18 protein-coding genes are annotated in these 17,201 nt (G+C 62.9%); 11 read left to right on the top strand and 7 right to left on the bottom strand.

Translation table 11 applies throughout. The features are described from left to right. Window positions 1-90 precede the first annotated feature (90 nt). Both AC2444_RS04985 and AC2444_RS04990 read left to right on the top strand, forming a co-directional pair. Window positions 91-1,671, top strand: a complete 1,581-nt coding sequence (locus AC2444_RS04985; protein ID WP_204338266.1) for a sensor histidine kinase — start codon at window positions 91-93, stop codon at window positions 1,669-1,671. After that, window positions 1,643-2,596, top strand: a complete 954-nt coding sequence (locus AC2444_RS04990; RefSeq protein WP_012756658.1) for a peptidoglycan-binding domain-containing protein — start codon at window positions 1,643-1,645, stop codon at window positions 2,594-2,596. The genes AC2444_RS04985 and AC2444_RS04990 overlap by 29 nt, the downstream gene beginning before the upstream one ends. 103 nt (window positions 2,597-2,699) lie before the next feature. On the opposite strand, the gene AC2444_RS04995 is transcribed toward AC2444_RS04990, so the two are convergent. After that, window positions 2,700-3,737, bottom strand: a complete 1,038-nt coding sequence (locus AC2444_RS04995; RefSeq protein ID WP_012756659.1) for an AraC family transcriptional regulator — start codon at window positions 3,735-3,737, stop codon at window positions 2,700-2,702. Window positions 3,738-3,793: 56 nt separating this feature from the next. Between AC2444_RS04995 and AC2444_RS05000 the strand changes: the two genes are divergently transcribed. The 3 genes from AC2444_RS05000 (at window position 3,794) to AC2444_RS05010 (ending at window position 6,808) form a co-directional block, all read left to right on the top strand. Beyond that, on the top strand, window positions 3,794-4,768 hold the full coding sequence (locus AC2444_RS05000; protein WP_012756660.1) for an oxidoreductase: 975 nt from the start codon (window positions 3,794-3,796) through the stop codon (window positions 4,766-4,768). A gap of 135 nt (window positions 4,769-4,903) precedes the next feature. Continuing rightward, the gene (locus tag AC2444_RS05005; RefSeq protein ID WP_012756661.1) at window positions 4,904-6,352 is read left to right on the top strand and encodes a methyl-accepting chemotaxis protein; all 1,449 of its coding nucleotides are present in this window, start codon (window positions 4,904-4,906) and stop codon (window positions 6,350-6,352) included. Between the two features lie 111 nt (window positions 6,353-6,463). After that, window positions 6,464-6,808, top strand: coding sequence for a DUF1491 family protein (locus AC2444_RS05010; protein WP_012756662.1), 345 nt, complete (start codon window positions 6,464-6,466; stop codon window positions 6,806-6,808). Window positions 6,809-6,878: 70 nt separating this feature from the next. Here the strand turns inward: AC2444_RS05010 and AC2444_RS05015 are convergent, their stop codons facing one another. Continuing rightward, complete coding sequence (locus tag AC2444_RS05015) at window positions 6,879-7,928, bottom strand: DUF2336 domain-containing protein (RefSeq protein WP_012756663.1); 1,050 nt, start codon at window positions 7,926-7,928, stop codon at window positions 6,879-6,881. A gap of 248 nt (window positions 7,929-8,176) precedes the next feature. After that, entirely contained in the window at window positions 8,177-8,380 is a 204-nt protein-coding gene (locus AC2444_RS05020) for a hypothetical protein (RefSeq protein WP_012756664.1), read from the bottom strand. Window positions 8,381-8,920: 540 nt separating this feature from the next. Here AC2444_RS05020 and AC2444_RS05025 point away from each other — a divergent pair. Next, entirely contained in the window at window positions 8,921-9,088 is a 168-nt protein-coding gene (locus tag AC2444_RS05025; protein WP_012756666.1) for a hypothetical protein, read from the top strand. Window positions 9,089-9,101: 13 nt separating this feature from the next. Here AC2444_RS05025 and AC2444_RS05030 read toward each other — a convergent pair whose 3' ends face one another. The 3 genes from AC2444_RS05030 to AC2444_RS05040 form a co-directional block, all read right to left on the bottom strand. Further along, window positions 9,102-9,650, bottom strand: coding sequence for a DUF1254 domain-containing protein (locus tag AC2444_RS05030; RefSeq protein WP_012756667.1), 549 nt, complete (start codon window positions 9,648-9,650; stop codon window positions 9,102-9,104). Then, window positions 9,643-10,230 (bottom strand): DUF1214 domain-containing protein, encoded by a 588-nt coding sequence (locus AC2444_RS05035; RefSeq protein ID WP_012756668.1) that lies wholly within the window; start codon window positions 10,228-10,230, stop codon window positions 9,643-9,645. Before AC2444_RS05035 ends, AC2444_RS05030 begins: the two co-directional genes overlap by 8 nt. 205 nt (window positions 10,231-10,435) lie before the next feature. Next, window positions 10,436-12,646: a transglycosylase domain-containing protein gene (locus tag AC2444_RS05040; RefSeq protein WP_012756669.1), complete on the bottom strand. Its 2,211-nt coding sequence runs from the start codon at window positions 12,644-12,646 to the stop codon at window positions 10,436-10,438. A 203-nt stretch (window positions 12,647-12,849) separates the two neighbouring features. Here AC2444_RS05040 and AC2444_RS05045 point away from each other — a divergent pair, with 203 nt between their 5' ends. The 4 genes from AC2444_RS05045 to AC2444_RS05060 all read left to right on the top strand — a co-directional run bounded on the left by AC2444_RS05045 (window position 12,850) and on the right by AC2444_RS05060 (window position 15,538). Continuing rightward, the gene (locus AC2444_RS05045) at window positions 12,850-13,326 is read left to right on the top strand and encodes a YcgN family cysteine cluster protein (protein ID WP_012756671.1); all 477 of its coding nucleotides are present in this window, start codon (window positions 12,850-12,852) and stop codon (window positions 13,324-13,326) included. Window positions 13,327-13,552: 226 nt separating this feature from the next. Then, a complete protein-coding gene (locus tag AC2444_RS05050) occupies window positions 13,553-14,536 on the top strand; it encodes a TerC family protein (RefSeq protein ID WP_128449112.1) in 984 nt (327 codons plus the stop codon). 44 nt (window positions 14,537-14,580) lie between these two features. Then, a complete protein-coding gene (locus AC2444_RS05055; protein ID WP_012756673.1) occupies window positions 14,581-14,883 on the top strand; it encodes a hypothetical protein in 303 nt (100 codons plus the stop codon). Between the two features lie 28 nt (window positions 14,884-14,911). Continuing rightward, window positions 14,912-15,538 carry an exopolysaccharide biosynthesis protein gene (locus AC2444_RS05060; RefSeq protein WP_041935487.1) on the top strand — a complete coding sequence of 209 codons (627 nt, stop codon included), beginning with the start codon at window positions 14,912-14,914 and terminating at the stop codon, window positions 15,536-15,538. On the opposite strand, the gene AC2444_RS05065 is transcribed toward AC2444_RS05060, so the two are convergent. Further along, window positions 15,535-16,104: a TetR/AcrR family transcriptional regulator gene (locus tag AC2444_RS05065; protein ID WP_012756675.1), complete on the bottom strand. Its 570-nt coding sequence runs from the start codon at window positions 16,102-16,104 to the stop codon at window positions 15,535-15,537. The genes AC2444_RS05060 and AC2444_RS05065 overlap by 4 nt on opposite strands. Before the next feature lie 170 nt (window positions 16,105-16,274). Between AC2444_RS05065 and AC2444_RS05070 the strand changes: the two genes are divergently transcribed. Continuing rightward, window positions 16,275-17,189, top strand: a complete 915-nt coding sequence (locus tag AC2444_RS05070) for an SDR family oxidoreductase (RefSeq protein WP_012756676.1) — start codon at window positions 16,275-16,277, stop codon at window positions 17,187-17,189. The last annotated feature ends 12 nt before the right edge of the window (window positions 17,190-17,201 follow it).

Consider the following 17,201-nt stretch of genomic DNA (forward strand, 5'->3'; position numbering starts at 1 on the left):
CCTTCCAGATGCTTCAAAACGAGAATTTCAGCCGTTTCAGGCTGTGAACAGCGCTTTTGCCTTATCCTTTCTTTAAGTCGCCAAGGCCTATTGTCCGGATCGATCGACAGCCTTTCGGGCGGGTATTGCGTGCGTGTATTGAGTAACATTGGCGGCTGGATGACGGCCCTCGTAGACCGGGCAGCGACAAGCTGGCTCTCCCGGACGGGCGGCGGTGAAGCCGTGCGCCAACGCGAGCTCGCGATCCTGCGCCGCCTCGTGCTGCTCTCGTCGGCCGCTCTCGTTGCCGCTCCCATCGGCCTTTCGGCAGTCACCAGTCCTGCCGTCGCGCTGCCGGCAGGTGTCGCCATGGTCTGCGCCGCCTTTCTTTTTTCCGCCGTCGGCAGCATCGCGCTCGCCCGTCAGGGCTCGGCAGCCGGTATCGCCACGCAGTCGGCCGAGGATTTCTTCCTTGCCGCCACCCCGGGCCTCGTCTTTTTCCTCGACCCGCACGGCAGTGTGGCGACCATCGGCGGTCGCGACCGGCGCGACTTCCTCGGCTGGATGCGTGATCCCAAGGGCAGGGGCTTCCTCGAGCAGGTGCATGTCTCCGACCGCATCCTTTTCCTGCAGGCGCTCGATGGCCTGCGCCGGGGCGAGGATGCTCAGAGCGTCGATCTGCGCCTCGACCGGCCCTCGGTCTCGCGCGACCAGCGCCAGTTTGCATATCTGAGAATGGACATGACGGCCCGGCGCGATGCCGACGGCGAACTTGCCGCCATCATTGCCCAGCTGCGCGATGTCTCCGTCGAGCAGCAACTGCGTGACGAAGCCCAGAACCGTGCGGCGGACGCCGAATCCGCAAACGACGCCAAGTCGCGCTTCCTCGCCGCCGTCAGCCATGAGCTGCGCACGCCGCTGAACGCCATTCTCGGTTTTTCCGATATCCTGATCGGCGAATATTTCGGCAAGTTCGAAAACGACCGTCAGCGCGAATATGTCGGCCTGGTCCGCGAATCCGGCGCGCATCTGCTGTCCGTCGTCAACACCATGCTCGACATGAGCAAGATCGAAGCCGGCCGCTACGAGCTGATCCTCGAAGCCTTCGATATATCAAGCTCCGTCAAATCCTGCGAGTCGATGCTGGCATTGCAAGCCAAGACCAAGGGCCTCACCCTAACCAGCCGTATCCAGCGCGACCTCGGCGAGGTCGTCGCCGATCAGCGCGCCATCCAGCAGATCCTCATCAATCTCGTCGGCAATGCCATAAAGTTCACCGAGGCCGGCGGCGTCGTCTCGGTCGATGCGGCAGCCCGAGACGGCATCCTCAAACTGACGGTCAGCGATACCGGTATCGGCATCCCGGCCGACAAGCTGGCATTGCTAGGCCAGCCCTTCGTCCAGATCCAGAACGACTATACCCGCCGCTTCGAAGGCTCCGGCCTCGGTCTCTCCCTGGTCAAGGGGCTGGTGGCGCTGCATGGCGGGTATTTCGCCATCGCCAGCCAGCCGGGCGAGGGCACGATCATCACTATCGAGATCGCAGCGGACGGCTCGGGCGCCCAACACGCCGAAGACGCCGGTCATGGCGCGACTGTCGAGTTTCCGCCGCGGCTGAAGGGCGCGGTCAATAGCGGTGTAGAATTGAAAGAGGGGCGTTTCGATGGCCGCGCGCAAGCGAAAATCGCCTAAGGGAAAAAGAGGACGGCAGCAGCCGGGCCTTCTGATGTCAGGCGCTGCCGCTCTCGGCGGTCTCGGCCTGCAGGGCGCCTCCGTGCTCGGCGGGGTCGGCCTGCAGGGCGCCTCCGTGCTCGGCGGCGTCATCGGCCGCAATCCGTCGGTCGCCGGCGGCGCGATCACCTTCGCTGTCATCTTCTCCTTCGTCGCCGCCAATGCGCTCTGGTATCAGCCGGGCCTGCATCCGCATCCGATCTTCCGCACCCGCGATCCGCAGTCTCCGACCGTGCTCGGCGCCCGCCGCCCGGCCGAGGAGCAACAGGGCGATGTCACCACCTTCCGGATCGAACGGCCGCGGGATACTGCCACCACCAACGCGACACCGGCGCCTGCCGCACCCGGCCAGCAGCCAAGCCAGCTCGTCATGGACATCCAGCAGCAGCTGGTGCGTCGCGGTCTCTATAGCGGCATACCCGACGGCATTATCGGCCCGCGCACCAGCGCGGCCATTCTCTTCTTCGAGGAGACCGTCGGCATGACCCAAACCGGCGATCCGACGCCGGAGGTGCTAGTGGCGCTGAAGACCGATGCCGCTGGCCCTTCGACCGTGCCCGCCGAAAAGCCGCCCGAGGATGTGAGCTCGAAGGCGGCGGCGGAAGACCCGGTGGCAGCCGCGATCCGCAGCGCCGAAAAGACCGTCAAAACGGCTCCATCAGCGGCAAAGCAGGTTCCATCAAGCGAAATCACCAATGTTGACCTGGTGTTGAAGATCCAGAAGGGTCTTTCCAACATGGCCTATGCCAATGTCGGCGTCGACGGTGTCGCCGGTGAGCAGACCCGCGCGGCCATCCGCCATTTTCAGAAGCACTACAACCTGCCCGAAGACGGCGAGCCGAACCAGGCGGTGCTGAAGAAACTCAAGGAAATCGGCGCGATATAGAGCAATTCCAGCAAAAGTGCGCAGCGGTTTTGCGTCCGGAATTGCGCAACCAAAATGTTAGAGCATTTTCGCGACTTGGAGCAAAACGGAAATGCTCTAACCACTAGGATGCCGCCTTCAACAGCCGGTAATGTGTCGTCATCGCCTGGCCCTCGACATCCACCACCTCTTCGATCGGCCCGGCCTCGCGGGCCATCGCCACGCGATAGCGCCTGGGCGCCATACCCGTCATCCGCTTGAAAGCGTTGCTGAAGGCGCTTTCGGATGTGTAGCCGAGCGAAAGCGCCAGCGCCGAAACCGGCATGCTGCCCTCCCGCAGCTCGCGTTCGGCAAGGCGCATGCGCCAGCCGGTGAGATAGGTGAGCGGCGCCACCCCCGCCACGGTCTTGAACCGCAGGGCAAAGCTCGTGCGCGACATGCCGGCCGCCTTTGCCAGTTCGCCAAGCTGCCAGGACCGGCCGGGATCGCCATGCATCAGCCGCAGCGCCGGCGCAATGCGATCGTCGCCGAAGGCGCGGAGCCACCCGACCGTCAGTGGCGCCGAGCTCATGATGTGCGCCCTCAGCACCTGCACGAACATCAACTGCGCAAGCTGGGTCGAGGCGAGCAGGGCGCCTGGCCGCTTTGCCGCCATCTCCCGGACCAACTGGTCGAGTAGCCAGCGCAGCACGCCGGCTTCGGCAAGGGCGGCACGCACATGAATGATCGGCGGCAGTACGTCGGACAGCAGCTCCATGCCCTGCGGTCCGAGCGCGATGTGGCCGCCGAGATAATGGAAATCCTCGCCAACGCCGTGGCGTGCCAGGCCGTCGACCTTCTCCTTGAAGGCGCCGACCGCGTCAGTGGGCGTAACGGCAAGGTCGCTCGCCAGGACGAACGAATGCCGGCCGTTCAGAAGCGCAACGTCGCCTGCTTCGAGCAGAATGGGTTCACTGCCATTGTCGAGGCAAAGCCAGCAGCGCCCTTTGGCGACCGCGCTGATCTTGATTCGGTTCGGCCGGGGGAAGCGCAGCGCCCAGGCGCCGCCGGCGATCAGCCCACCCGACACAAGGCAGCGCGCATCGAGTAGATTGAGCATTTCGGAGAGTGGGTCACTGATCATTTTTGAACGATGAAGCAGGAAATTCGGATTTGCAAGCATTCAGAATCCCATTTCCCGGGCGTACATAAGGCCATCACACACAGCGGAGGCATGTCATGTCCACTCCACAGGCTCCCATCGGTTCCGGCTTCGGTGCGGCCTCGACCGCCACCGACGTCATTGCCGGACACGATCTTTCAGGCAAAGTCGCGATCGTCACCGGCGGTTATTCGGGTCTTGGTCTCGAGACGGCTCGTGTGCTCGCCGAAGCTGGCGCCAGGGTTGTCGTCCCCGCCCGCAATCTCGAAAAAGCCAAGGCAGCCGTGGAAAGCATTCCCGGCCTTGCGCTGGAAAAGCTCAACCTGATGGACCCCGGCTCGATCGACGACTTCGCCGACCGCTTCCTCGAAAGCGTCGAGCCCCTGCATCTGCTCATCAACAATGCTGCCGTCATGGCGAACCCGCTGACGCGTGACGCCCGCGGTTACGAATCGCAGTTCTCCACCAATCATCTCGGCCATTTTCAGCTTACGGCTCGCCTCTGGCCGGCACTGGTGAAGGCCGAGGGCGCGCGCGTCGTCGCCGTCTCCTCGCGCGGTCACGTCTTCTCCGGCGTCGATTTCGATGATCCGAATTTCGAGAACCGCGAATACGCGCCCTATCTCGCTTACGGCCAGTCGAAGACGGCAAATGCTCTCTTTGCGATCTCACTGGACGCTTTGGGTGCGAAGCACGGTGTCAGAGCCTTCTCGCTGCATCCCGGCGGTATAGTCACCACCGATCTGGTCCGCCACCAGTCGAGCGACTTCCTCAAGACGAGCGGCTATGTCGACGAGGATGGCAAGCCGGTCATCGATCCGCAAAACAACAAGAAGACGATTGAGCAGGGGGCGGCGACCACCGTCTGGTGCGCCGTCAGCGAGAAGCTAGAGGGGCTCGGCGGCGTCTATTGCGAGAACTGCGATATCGCCACCGCCGTCCCCGGCGATTCGACCGAGATGCTCGGCGTCCGTCCTTGGGCAACCGATCCGGAACTCGCCGAACGCCTCTGGCAGTTGAGCGAGCGGCTGACGGGCTTCATCGCCAGCTGATCGGGCGCCGCACGGCCGGCCCACAGTCACGGAGTTCGATTTCCCTACAACCTAAGTCTAAGGTGCTGCCACTGTTTGCAACTTGTTAACCATGTTGCCTGAAGCTTTTCTGATTGGGGCGGGGGAGCGTCGGTCATGCATGCGCTGAAGGCGATAGACGATCTGGCCGCAGAACCTGTGGTCGAAGCGGTGGGGCCAGATCCCGAGGCGCTGCGCCACATCCTGCTGCGTCTTGCCGAAGAAGCCTCCACCCTTGGCATCGACCTCGTCGATATCGCCGGCGCCATCCAGGACATGGCGGGAATGTCGGCCCGGCATGCCTCGGCCTTCGATCATGTCACCCGCACCGCGCTGTCGATTGCCGACACCAACCGCTCGGTCGCCGTGTCGCTGCGCGAGACCGACCGCACGGCGGCCGAGGCCCGCCACATGCTGAAAGAATCGGCCGACCGCCTGACCGGCTCCGTCGCCGAGATCGGCCATATGGTCCAGTCCTCCAACGAGATCGGCACTGAGATTGCCGCCTTCTCCAAGTCGCTTGCCGATGTCGACAATATTGCCGAGGAGATCAGCATCATCGCCCGCCAGACCAACCTGCTGGCGCTGAATGCCGCGATCGAGGCGGCGCGCGCCGGCGATGCGGGCAAGGGTTTTGCGGTCGTCGCCACCGAGGTCCGAGCCCTTTCGCTGCAGACCTCGAAGGCGACTGGTTCCATCCAGCAGACGCTGGACGAACTGCGTGTCAAGATCGACCGGCTGTCGGCCGTCGGCAGCGATGCGCGCGACAGTGCGGCCGGCGTGCGTGACAAGTCGGAGGCGATGCGCGGCGCCTTCGAAAGCATGGAACATGTGATCACCCGCATCCTCGACAGTTCGACTGTCATGGCTAACACCACCGAGGCGGTCGACCAGCAATGCGCCGGCTTCGTCGAGAAACTCGGCGAGATGTCAGCCGAGGTCGCCGGCTCGAATGTCAGGCTACAGCAGGCGGCAAAGCGCGTCGACAGCGTCGTCGGCCTCTCGGAAACCCTGATCCAGCTGACGGCGAGCGCCGGCGTCAAGACTGCCGACAGCCGTTGGATCGAGGAAGCGCAGTCGGTGGCAAGACAGATTTCCGGCGCCTTCGAACGTGCCGTCGCTGAAGGGCAGATCGGGCTCGATGCTCTCTTCGACCGACGCTATCGGCCGATAGCGGGCTCCGATCCGGCACAGGTGATGGCAGCCTTCACCGAACTCACCGACCGCCTGCTGCCGCCGATCCAGGAACCCGTCACAACCTTGGACGAGCGCATCGCCTTCTGCGCGGCGATCGACGAGAACGGCTATCTGCCGACTCACAACCGGAAGTTCTCGCAAGCCCAGCGGCCCGGCGACACCGTCTGGAACACCGCCAATTGCCGCAACCGCCGCATCTTCGCCGATCGCGTCGGCCTTGCCGCCGGCCGCAGCACCGCGCCCTTCCTCGTCCAGACCTACAGGCGCGACATGGGCGGCGGCAATTTCGTGATGATGAAGGATATCTCCGCTCCGATCACCGTCCGTGGACGGCATTGGGGAGGCGTGCGGCTGGCAGTCAAGGTCTGACCCCCAGGGGTCAAACTCTGACTCCCCAGGGGTCAAACTCTGACGCCCCAGGGGTCAAACTCTGACCGACCCCGCATTGCCGCCACCGGCGCGCCGGTCTATACCGCGCCGATGAGATTACGCGCCGACATCTTCGTTTCCGCCCTCTTGCGCCGCGTCTTTGCCAGCGGCGATTTCGCCGCCGTCGAGAAGAAGGGCGCGGAGGAGGCGGGTGCGATCTTCATCCGCCAGCACTTCCGCGACGGCCTGGAAACGCTCTACGCGCCGGCGCCGCAGACCGCCTTCGACGAAGGCCAGGCCGGCGACCGCCTGTTCGAGATCCGCCTGTCGCGCGGCGAACCGGAAGCGGTGCGCACGATGCTGGAGCGCGAACGCAAATTCGATCCCGATCTCTGGATCGTCGAGCTGGAGGCGGAGGAACTGGGGGACATGATCCCGCTTGCGAAGGACGGCTGACAGCCAAGGCGCTCGTCAGCTCAGCGTCATTTCGAGGCGCTGATATCTGGCAAGGTCATCAACCTGCAGCTCAGCGAGACCGCCGTCCCATGACGCGCATGTCGCGCTGCGGCGGCGCCTGGCGGATGAAGCGATAGTCGGGCGTTGCCGCCGGCGCGGGCATGGCGGGCGCTTCCGGCTTATAAGTGTAGCGATCGGCGCGCCGCCAGGCTTCGACGCGTTCGTGGCATTCTTCCGGGTCGAGCGCATCGAGCACCATCCAGCCGCGCGTGACGTTATGCTGCTGTTCGGCAAGGTGCGGATAGAGCCTTTCGAGCACGAAGACGGCGTCGAGAAAGCCCATGCCGAGGCTGGTCAGCGTCGTGGCGAGCTGCTGGCCGGAAAGATCGAGCATGATGCGCTCGGCAAGCCAGCGGCTGGCGGAAAGCGCATCGGCAAGCGCGGTTGCGAAATGCGTCGCCTCACGCGAACGGGCGAAGCGCACCAGCAGCGCCTCTTGAATGTCGGTGAGCGTGCGCAGACCGAGCCTGTCCTCGTCGGCACGGCCGAGATGGCCGGCAAGCCCGAGGATGCGCTCGCGCAACGCCTCTTCATTGGCAATCCGCTGTTCCTCCAGCGCGTCTGCCTCGTTGGTCTCAGTCGGCGCTGGTGAAAGCGGGACCGCCGGCGATTCCATCACTGGCGCCGATGCGCTCGCGGACCGCGGCTGGCTCTGGCGCAGCGCCACCAGCGCATCGATGACCTTCGGCGAGAGTGAATCGCGGCTGACGATCGCCTTGACATGTGCTGCACCCTGCATGCGCGCGATGGTGATCAGCGTGTCGTCGGCGACTGCCTTTGAGGCGGCAAGAAAAGGCGCCGCGATCTCGATCGGCTGGTTGCCGATGAACAGCGCTACAGCGGCCGGCATGTTCTGGCATTGGGACAGCGCCGCGACCGCCTGGCGCTTGGCCTCGTCGGAGGAAGCCTGGAACAGCGGCATGAAAAGTTCGGCGAATTGGCGCAGTTCGGACCTTGTCGGATGAGACAGGTTCTCGAAACTGCTGACAGTCGCCATCAACACCACGTCCTTTTTCCTGACGGCCAAGGGGCCTTCTAGGTCTCGAAACCGGTCACGCACAAAAACACCCCGAAAACGCAGAACAAGGGGACCAAGGGCCGATATGCGCTGGCGGAACGCATGTCAGGCCATACGGTTATGAACAAATCCTACACCGGTACGGTTAATGCATGCTGAAGATTTTATTAAAATGCTACAGAAATATACACGCGAAAAGTGTCGCGACATGGTTGGCCGGCAATATAAAAATGCGCGGTTTGAAAGGAGTACTGCAACGATGCCTATCGCTGCCGTGATGGTGGAAAAACTCAGGCCCTTTGATCGCGTAGCGCGTGCAGCAGCTTTTCGCGGCTGTCGTAACCTGCCTGATAAAGGTCGAGTGCTGCGGATGCCGCGAATTGCGCGTCGACGCTTTTGATGTCGATGCGCCGTTCTGTGCACCAGGCATCAAGCGCACTGCGCAGCACGTCGAGATCGTCAGGCGAGAAAGATGAATTTACCAGCAAAGACACCGCTTGCCCTCCGCATTCCGGCAAGAACGTGGAAAATCCCGATCGATCGGAGCCCGGAAACGTGTGATCGACATGAGCGAACATACGCGCATCCGCGCGCCTCGCAATTAAATATTTTCGTGATGTATTTTTGCAACATCGCGCTTTTCCCGGCCGGCGGATTGCAGCGCCGATGTCAACTATATGAATTGTTTCTAAATTTATCCGTTGAACTCCAGCCGGCAGTTTGCGCAGGCGGGGTGAAACCAAATCAACTCTTCGAGCGTTAAAGGGGAAGTAACGTGAACTGTGTTTGGCATCGGCCGAATATTAGTAAACTGTTAACTGTCATCTGTCTCAATTCGGATAGGAACGACGCGATTTGAGTATTTGGATCGTTGAAACTCCGCATCACGGTATTTCAATCAGGTGCCGTGGGAAAGGCGCGAATGCCCTCGGTCCGGTCATCCCGGTACTGCAGGACGCGCCGGCCCGCACATTGGCGGGCAGGGTGAAATCCATCGCAAGTTCATCCGTCTCGGGCAGTGCATGGAGACGAGAATGGCAATAGTAGTCGCATTGGCGGATCGGCAGCCGCGGGCGCCGCGTCGTCCGGACAAAGAGCCCCGCGAAGCCAAGATTCTTTGGTTCACCGGCGTCCGCTACGAGCGGTTGGCCGAGAGCCCGAAACATCGTCCGGCGCCCGCGCCACGCGTCAACAAGAAGTAACCGCTCTTCAACCTCAGCGAGCGGCGAATTGCTCGCAGCCGGCTTCCGTCAGGAAGTTGCGCGCAGCCTCATCGAAGCTCGCCTGCGGCGCCAGCGTCCGCAGCACGGCATAGCCGTCAGGCCGGGCCATTTCCACCAGGATCGCCTGTTGCAGCTCCTGCGGCAAGTTCTTGCGCAGGTCTGTCAGCTGGATCGGACTGCCGGCCAGCACATCGAGCGCGCCGCCGACCGATGTCCTGTCGTTCATGCTGAAGACCTCGTTGGAGGCGCTGTCGTAGATCGCGATCGACCAGAAGGGCACATTGCCCTTGGCAGTGAAATGCACCGGCGCATCCTCGACGTCGAAGGAGCAGACGGCGGTGCGCAGGAAGGGGTCGCCATTGGCAAGGCCGGCTTCGTCATACTGGTTGCCAAGCAGGTAGAAATTGTTGAGGTCGCCCTCTGCCTCCACGCGGGTCGCCGCATCCCTGCCGGTGAAATGCGGCAGCGACAGGATGATCACGAGATGCAGCAGGGCTGCGCCGAAAAGACCGGTCAGGACCGCGAAGAATATCCTAAGCATTGCCGCATCCGGTCTTGGTGAGCTTCGGCATAGCGAGGTCGATCACGCCGGAACTGCCGGCGGTCGGGGTGTCGAACAGCGTCAGCACCAGCCGGAAGGTGCCGGCCTGTGGCAAGGCCAGCCAGTTGCCCGGCTGTGCGACGGCTGAGATCTCGATCGAGAAGCCGCTATCTTGCTGGCGCAGCACCGTCCAGGAATTCAGCGCTGAGGGATGCCCGGTCGTCACCGCCGCCGGATTGCCGCCATTGTCGGCGGTAAAGAGGGTCCAGAGCCGGGCAGGCGGCGTCTGCCCGCTGATGCGGTAGCGGCAGCCGGCATTCAGCCGCGCGCCCTCGTCGTCGACGCTCGCCGTAAACGTCAGGCCCTCGGCGCTGCCATAGAGCAGCTTGCCGGCGCGTGCCCGGTGCGACTTGGCATAAGGATCGGCCTCGACCGTCTGCAGCGCTGGAAAGGCCTCCCAGGCGCCGAGCTTGATCGCCCCGAAACCCTGTGTCGCATCCAGCGCATAAAGCGAAATCATGATCCCGCCGCCAAAGGCGACGATCAGCGTGATCGCGATAAAGAGGGGGAATCGAAACACGTCAAGACCTTGGAAACCATATCGGATGAAAGGGTTACCACTGATTCTGGCAGGGTGGAATGCCGCGCCGTGACATGGGAGCCGATTGATCCACGGTTATGTCCATGCGGCAAAGCCGTCATGCCAAGTGCGGCAACGGCAATCCGTGCCGATATATCGAGGCGGGCGGAGGCTGATTTCGGGATCGTGCGCCAGGCGGAGCCTGCTACTCCGCGCTCGCCACCTTCGCTGGCGCGAGCGGGGCGGCATTCTTCAGCTTTTCGCCGAGCTTCTTGAGGATGTCGGTCGATTGAACCGAGAGCATGCGCGGCCGGATGAGCTGCGGCAATCCGTCCTGCGGCTTGGCGGCGGCGGTCTTGGCGAGGTCCTTTTCCGAGGGCAGGGGATTTTCGACGCCGGGGATGGCGCGCAGCGTCACACCCTGGTGGGCGTAGTCCATGGCGCGCTTGAAGGTCATCGCCGGCAGCGAGCCGCCGGTCATCTCGTTGGTCGAGGTGTAGTCGTCATTGCCGAACCAGACGGCGCAGGTGTAATTGCCGGTGAAGCCGACGAACCAGGCGTCGCGATAGGCCTGGGTCGTGCCGGTCTTGCCGGCCGTCAGGATGCCGTTGTCGAGGGCTGCCTTGCGCGCCGTGCCGACATAGGGAACACGCGACAACATCTGGTTCATATAGGCGTCGGCCTGTTCGGAGAGCACGCGTTTCGGCGCCGGCTCGTCACGGTCGAAATCGTAGAGCACGTCGCCGTCGTAATCGAGGATCTGGGTGATGCCGTGGCGGCGCGACTGGTAGCCGCCGGCCGGGAAGGTGGCATAGGCCGTCGCCTGGTCGAGGACCGTCACCTCGGAGGTGCCGATCGGGATGGTGACGTCGTCGCGGATGGGCGTTTCGACGCCGAGGTTCTTCGCCATCGCCCGGATCGGCTGAATACCGAGTTTTTCCTTGGCGAGCCGCACCGGCACGGTGTTGATCGACTGGGCGATCGCGGTCTCGAGTGTGATGCGGCCGGCATAGCGGTTTGCGTAATTGTGCGGGCTCCAGTTGCCCCAGTAGATCGGCGCATCGACGATCGTCGTCTGCGGCGTCATGCCGCTCTCCATCGCCACCGCATAAGTGTAGACCTTGAAGGACGAGCCCGGCTGGCGCAGCGCCCTGCTGGCGCGGTTGAACTGGCTCTCCCCGTAATCCCGGCCGCCGACCATGGCGCGCACGGCGCCACCGTTTTCGATCATCACCATCGCGCCCTGCTTGGCGTGATAGGCCTCGCCATATTCGCGCAGCGACGTCTCGACCGAATCCTCCGCCGCCTGCTGGATGCCCATGTCGATGGTCGTGCGCACGATCAGCGAATGCTGGTGGAAGCGCGACGAAAGCCGCTGGACCTCGTCGAAAGCCCAATCGAGGAAGAAATCGGGCGATTCCACCTCGTTGCGGTCGACGACGGTGGCCGGATTGCGCCTGGCGGCGATCACCTGGCCCTCGGTCATCAACCCGCTCTGCACCAGATTGGTCAGCACTTCGTTGGCGCGGGCACGCGCCGCCGGCAGGTTGACATGCGGCGCGTATTTCGCCGGCGCCTTGAACAGGCCGGCAAGCATGGCGGATTCGGCAAGGTTCACATCGGTGATGTTCTTGCCGAAATAGAACTGCGCCGCCGCCGCCGCGCCAAAAGTACCGCCGCCCATATAGGCGCGGTCGAGATAGGTGGAGAGGATTTCCTTCTTGGAAAGGTTCGCCTCGAGCCACAGTGCCAGGAACGCCTCGGTGACCTTGCGGTCGATCGAGCGTTCGTTCGACAGGAACAGGTTCTTGGCGAGCTGCTGCGTCAGTGTCGAGCCGCCTTGGACGACTTCGCCCGCGCGCGCATTCTCGCTCATGGCGCGGAAGAGGCCGATGAAATCGATGCCGAAATGGTCGAAGAAGCGCCGGTCCTCGGTGGCGATCACCGATTTGATCAGCGAATCCGGCAGCTCGTCGATCGGTACGGAATTCTGGTGGATGACGCCGCGATGGCCGATGACGTTGCCGTAGCGGTCAGTGAAGGTGACGGCGAAATCGCCGCGGTTGCGCCAGTCTTCCTTGGTTGCCTCGAAGGCGGGCTGGGCAAGCAGCAGCATCAGCACCGAGCCGGCCGTCCCGAGCGTCAGCCCTTCGCCGGCGAGTTCGAAGACCATGCGCTTCCAGCCGCGCACGCGGAAGCGGCGGAAGAAAATGGTAATGTCTTCCCAGATCTCGGCAGCGCGGAAGCCGGCGTTCCAGACGGTCGAATCGATCCAGGAATCGATGCGCAGTAGAATGTGACGGCTCTTCGCCGGCCGCTTTTCCGCTGCCTCGCTCGCCGCTTTTCCGGGCCTTTTTTCTGGCCCGTTTTCTGGCCCATTTCCTGGCCCATTTCCTGGGTTGTCCGGATCCTGCACGTCCTGTATTCCCGCCTGATCTCGCTTCGGTCATAACCGACAAAAGCGCGAGGCCCGCATATGGCCGCAAATCTCTCCGATACCAGGAGAGAATTCTCCGAGTACCAGGAGTATACTGAAGGATTGATTGATTTTGCGGCCGATAACAAGAGAGATGCATAAGGGTCACGCGAATTTGCGGGTCGCTGTTGCATGAAACGACGATGAACGATCTGCCCTTCTGGAAGAGCAAGACGCTTGCCGAGATGACCGTCGCCGAGTGGGAAAGCCTCTGCGACGGCTGCGGCCTCTGTTGTCTCAACAAGATCGAGGAATGGGATAGCGGCGATATCTATTTCACCTCGGTCAGCTGCAAGCTGCTAGACGGCGAAAGCTGTCGCTGCTCCAGCTATGAGAACCGCTGGGATTTCGTGCCGGACTGCGTGCAGCTGACCAAGGAGAACGTGCCCGATATCGCCTGGCTGCCGCCCACCTGCGGCTACCGGCTGGTCAATGAAGGCCGCGACCTCTACTGGTGGCACCCGCTCGTCTCCGGCGATCCGGAGACCGTCCATGCCGCCGGCATTTCCGCGCGAGGCCGCGCGATCAACGAAAATGAGATCGATCTCGACGATCTCGAGGATTACGTCGTCGACTGGCCGCTGACCGTGGGCGAGGAGAAGGACGACGAGGACGCCTGAGACGGCTGGCGAAGGTTTTTCTTGCGGGGCGAATGACGCATTCGCACAGCGCACGCCTTACCTCCGGCGCGATGCGTAAAATTGGCACTGGCCGCTGCTTGATTATTGAAAAGTGAGACCCTACTTGCGGTGCAACCCGCTGGTCCGGGCCCCTCTGGCGAGAGCTTCGGCACTCTTGCGATGTCGGACCTCTTCTCCGACAACCAGTGCCGACAGGGGACTATCCTTGAATCTCTCATTTTTGTTCGTCGAGTGGCTGGGAACGCCGCTCTGGATGTGGTCGAGCTTTTTCGCCCTCGTCATCGCCATTCTGTCGTTCGACCTCGGTATTCTTCATAAGCAGAACAAGGAGATCGGCGTCGGCGAAAGCGTCAGGCTTTCCGCTCTCTATATCGCGCTCGGCCTTACCTTCGGTGGTTTTGTATGGTGGTACCTCGGCTCCGAGGCCGGTCTTGCCTATATGACGGGCTTCGTCGTCGAAAAGACGCTGGCCCTCGACAACGTCTTCGTCATCGCCCTGATCTTCTCGTTCTTTGCCGTGCCGCGCATCTACCAGCACCGGGTGCTCTTCTGGGGCATTCTCGGCGTCATCGTGCTGCGCGCCATCATGATCGGCGTCGGCGCGACGCTGGTCGCCGAATTCGCCTGGCTTCTCTATATCTTCGCCGCGTTCCTGATCGTCACCGGCATCAAGATGCTGGTCATCAAGGAGGCAGAGCCTGATGTCTCGAAGAACATCCTCGTGCGCTTCATGCGCAGCCGCTTCAACGTCACCGAGGAACATCACGGCGAACGGTTCTTCGTCAGAAAGGCAAATCCCAGGACGGGGAGGATGACTTGGTTCATCACGCCGCTCTTCATGGCGCTGGTGATGGTCGAGGTGGCCGACGCTATCTTCGCCGTGGATTCGGTCCCCGCGATCTTCGCAATCACCACCGATCCGTTCATCGTCTACACCTCGAACATCTTCGCGATCCTCGGCCTTCGCGCCCTTTACTTCGCGCTTGCTGCGATGATTCATCGCTTCCGTTACCTCAAGCCGGCGCTTGCCATCGTGCTGATCTTCATCGGCTCGAAGATCTTCCTCGCCGACCTGCTGGGCCTTGAAAAATTCCCGGCCGCGCTCTCGCTCAGCATCACCTTCGCGATCATCGCAGCCGGCGTGGTCTGGAGCCTCCTCAAGACGCGGGATCCGCAACAGCCCGCCTGAGCGGGCTCTGCACAGGGAATACGTCAACAAAGAAGGAAACAGATATGATTTCGAATTTCATCGGTTGGATTTTTGCCCTGCTCGTCGTCGATCCGTTGCAGGCTGAGATCCAGCAACAGGCTGAGCGCGCCCGGCTTCCCGTGGAGATCGTCCGCCAGTCCCAGGCCTGCCTGACATCCCAGGGGCCGAAGCTCATAGAGCGCGCCGCCGGCGACTACGGCTGGGCGGCGGCCACAGTCGTCAGCATAGCGATCGGTCATACCGCGCCGGCCGAACTTCTCGACGGCAGCGACCCGCAATGCGCAGCCCTGGTCGGCGCCCTGAAGGGAGCCGGCGCGGGTGCGTGACGGCGACCAGCTGAAAATGGACTGCGTAATGTCTGATCAAGCCGGAAATAGACGGCCGCCGCGCGGTGTGGCCACCGCGCGGCTCCGGGAGATGCTGGAACTCGCCCGGGCGAAGGGCGGCCTCTCCATCGGTGAGGCTTTGGAGGCGATGGGCTCGACCAGCATCGCCTTCACCATCCTGTTCCTGGCAATCCCGGCACTGACCCCGATTCCCGGGCCATTCGGAATGGTTTTCGGTACCGCGCTGGCGCTGGTCTCCCTCCAGATCGTTGCGGGCGGCCGGAAGGTCTGGCTGCCCGCCATCGTCAGGGATCGCCGGGTTTCATCGGCGGCGCTCGATCTCGTCGTGGGTCACGCGGTCCCGGTGATCGCCCGGGTGGAGAAGGTCGTGCGCGCCGGCCGGCTGCAGGCCCTCACCGGCCCGACGGTGCAGGCGCTGCTCGGCATTCCTGTCTTCCTGCTCGCCGTGGTGATCGCGCTGCCGATCCCCTTCGGCAATATTCTGCCGGTGTTCTCGCTGGTGGTGCTCGCCGTCGCCCTGATGGAGCGGGATGGTCTCGTCACCCTGATCGGACTGCTGCTCACATTGGCGACCATCGTCGCGACTGCCGCCTTGCTTTATTTTATCAAGGCGATGATCTTCACGGCCTCTTAACCTGAATGGACAGGTACCGCGGCGAGGAAATGCCGCAACTCCGTCTGGACATAGGCAGCCACCGGCCCTTCGGCGCCAAAACCCCACCAGATGAGCGAACCCTGCCATTGCGACAGCATCAGCCGGGCGATCGTCTCCGGCGCCTTCGCCGAGCCGAAACATCGCGCGATTGCCGCCGTCAGTGCCGCTCCCCAGGCCGCACCCCGGGCACGCAGCACCGGATCGCGAAAATCCTCGCGAAGCACCAGCAGTCCCTCGCCATAGGCGGCGGCATTATCGCCGTAATCCTGCGACAGGCCAACGAGCAGCGCGACGGCGCCTTCTTGCGTTTTCGGCACGACCTCGGCAAGCCGCGCCGTTTCCGCATCAAGCCTGTCCCAGGCATAAAGCAGCGCGGCGCGCAGCATCGCCGCTTTCGTGGCGAAGCGCTGTACCAGCGTCGAGCCGGAAAGACCGCTCGTTTTCGCCACCGCCGCAAAGGTCGCCGCCTCCGGCCCCTCGGCATGGATCAGCGCCAGCACCATGGCGAGAAGCTGTTCGTCGGACAGTGTGCGGCGACGCGGCATGAAATTCCTCTTGCATTCACATTATATATAAATGATCATTCGTTTATAAACAAGGAGCGCCGGCCAATTCCTGGCGCTTCCGTTACGGCATAAGGCGTTCTACAGCGCCGCGCCTCTTTAGAGGCGCAAAGGACGCTGTAACACTTTGCATTGGCGTGGAGGATGGAGAAGTGACAGCAAAATTGCGGGAGAAAGTTGCCTTGGTGGCGGGTGCCACGCGCGGCGCCGGCCGCGGCATCGCGGTGGAGCTCGGCGCCGCCGGCGCCACCGTCTACGTGACTGGGCGCACGACGCGCGCCAAGCAATCCGAATATGCCAGGCCGGAGACGATCGAAGAGACGGCCGAACTGGTAACCGCCGCAGGCGGTAAGGGTATCGCCGTGCAGGTGGACCATCTCATCAAACAACAGGTCGAGGCGCTGGTCGCCCGCATCCGCAGCGAAGCCGGTCGGCTGGATATTCTCGTCAACGACATCTGGGGCTGCGAGAAGCTATTCGAATGGGACAAGGCCGTCTGGGAGCATTCGCTGGACAAGGGCCTGCGCATGCTGCAGCTCGGCATCGAGACGCATCTGATTACCGCCCACTACGCCTTGCCGCTGATGATCGAGCGGCCCGGCGGGCTGCTGGTGGAGATGACCGACGGCACAGCCGAATACAATGCCACCCATTACCGGCTGTCGCCCTTTTACGACCTCGTCAAAACGGGCGTCACCCGCATGGCCTGGGCGCATGCGCAAGATTTGGCGAAACACGGCGCCACCGCCGTTTCGATCACGCCCGGCTGGCTGCGCTCCGAAATGATGCTGGATGCTTATGGTGTTCGCGAGGAGAACTGGCGCGAGGCGACGAAAGTGCAGCCGCATTTCGCCATTTCCGAAACGCCGCATTTCGTCGGCCGTGCCGTTGCGGCCATCGCCGCCGATCCCGACCGCGCCCGCTGGAACGGCCAGTCGCTGTCGAGCGGCGGAGTGGCCAAGACCTACGGCTTCGATGATATCGACGGTTCGCGGCCGGATTGCTGGCGCTACATGGTGGAAGTGCAGGAGCCGGGCAGACCGGCTGACGTGACGGGTTATCGCTAAACAATTCCAGGG

Source organism: Rhizobium sp. WSM1328, from assembly GCF_057653715.1.

What these genes read in the sequence shown, in the direction of transcription:
- AC2444_RS05005 (WP_012756661.1), top strand. Translation starts at nt 4,904, where the DNA reads ATGCATGCGCTGAAGGCGATAGACGATCTGGCCGCAGAACCTGTGGTC.
- AC2444_RS05055 (WP_012756673.1), top strand. Translation starts at nt 14,581, where the DNA reads ATGATTTCGAATTTCATCGGTTGGATTTTTGCCCTGCTCGTCGTCGAT.
- AC2444_RS04990 (WP_012756658.1), top strand. Translation starts at nt 1,643, where the DNA reads ATGGCCGCGCGCAAGCGAAAATCGCCTAAGGGAAAAAGAGGACGGCAG.
- AC2444_RS05045 (WP_012756671.1), top strand. Translation starts at nt 12,850, where the DNA reads ATGAACGATCTGCCCTTCTGGAAGAGCAAGACGCTTGCCGAGATGACC.
- AC2444_RS05065 (WP_012756675.1), bottom strand. Translation starts at nt 16,104, where the DNA reads ATGCCGCGTCGCCGCACACTGTCCGACGAACAGCTTCTCGCCATGGTG.
- AC2444_RS05060 (WP_041935487.1), top strand. Translation starts at nt 14,912, where the DNA reads ATGTCTGATCAAGCCGGAAATAGACGGCCGCCGCGCGGTGTGGCCACC.
- AC2444_RS05030 (WP_012756667.1), bottom strand. Translation starts at nt 9,650, where the DNA reads ATGCTTAGGATATTCTTCGCGGTCCTGACCGGTCTTTTCGGCGCAGCC.
- AC2444_RS05025 (WP_012756666.1), top strand. Translation starts at nt 8,921, where the DNA reads ATGGCAATAGTAGTCGCATTGGCGGATCGGCAGCCGCGGGCGCCGCGT.
- AC2444_RS05010 (WP_012756662.1), top strand. Translation starts at nt 6,464, where the DNA reads ATGAGATTACGCGCCGACATCTTCGTTTCCGCCCTCTTGCGCCGCGTC.
- AC2444_RS04995 (WP_012756659.1), bottom strand. Translation starts at nt 3,737, where the DNA reads ATGCTTGCAAATCCGAATTTCCTGCTTCATCGTTCAAAAATGATCAGT.
- AC2444_RS05000 (WP_012756660.1), top strand. Translation starts at nt 3,794, where the DNA reads ATGTCCACTCCACAGGCTCCCATCGGTTCCGGCTTCGGTGCGGCCTCG.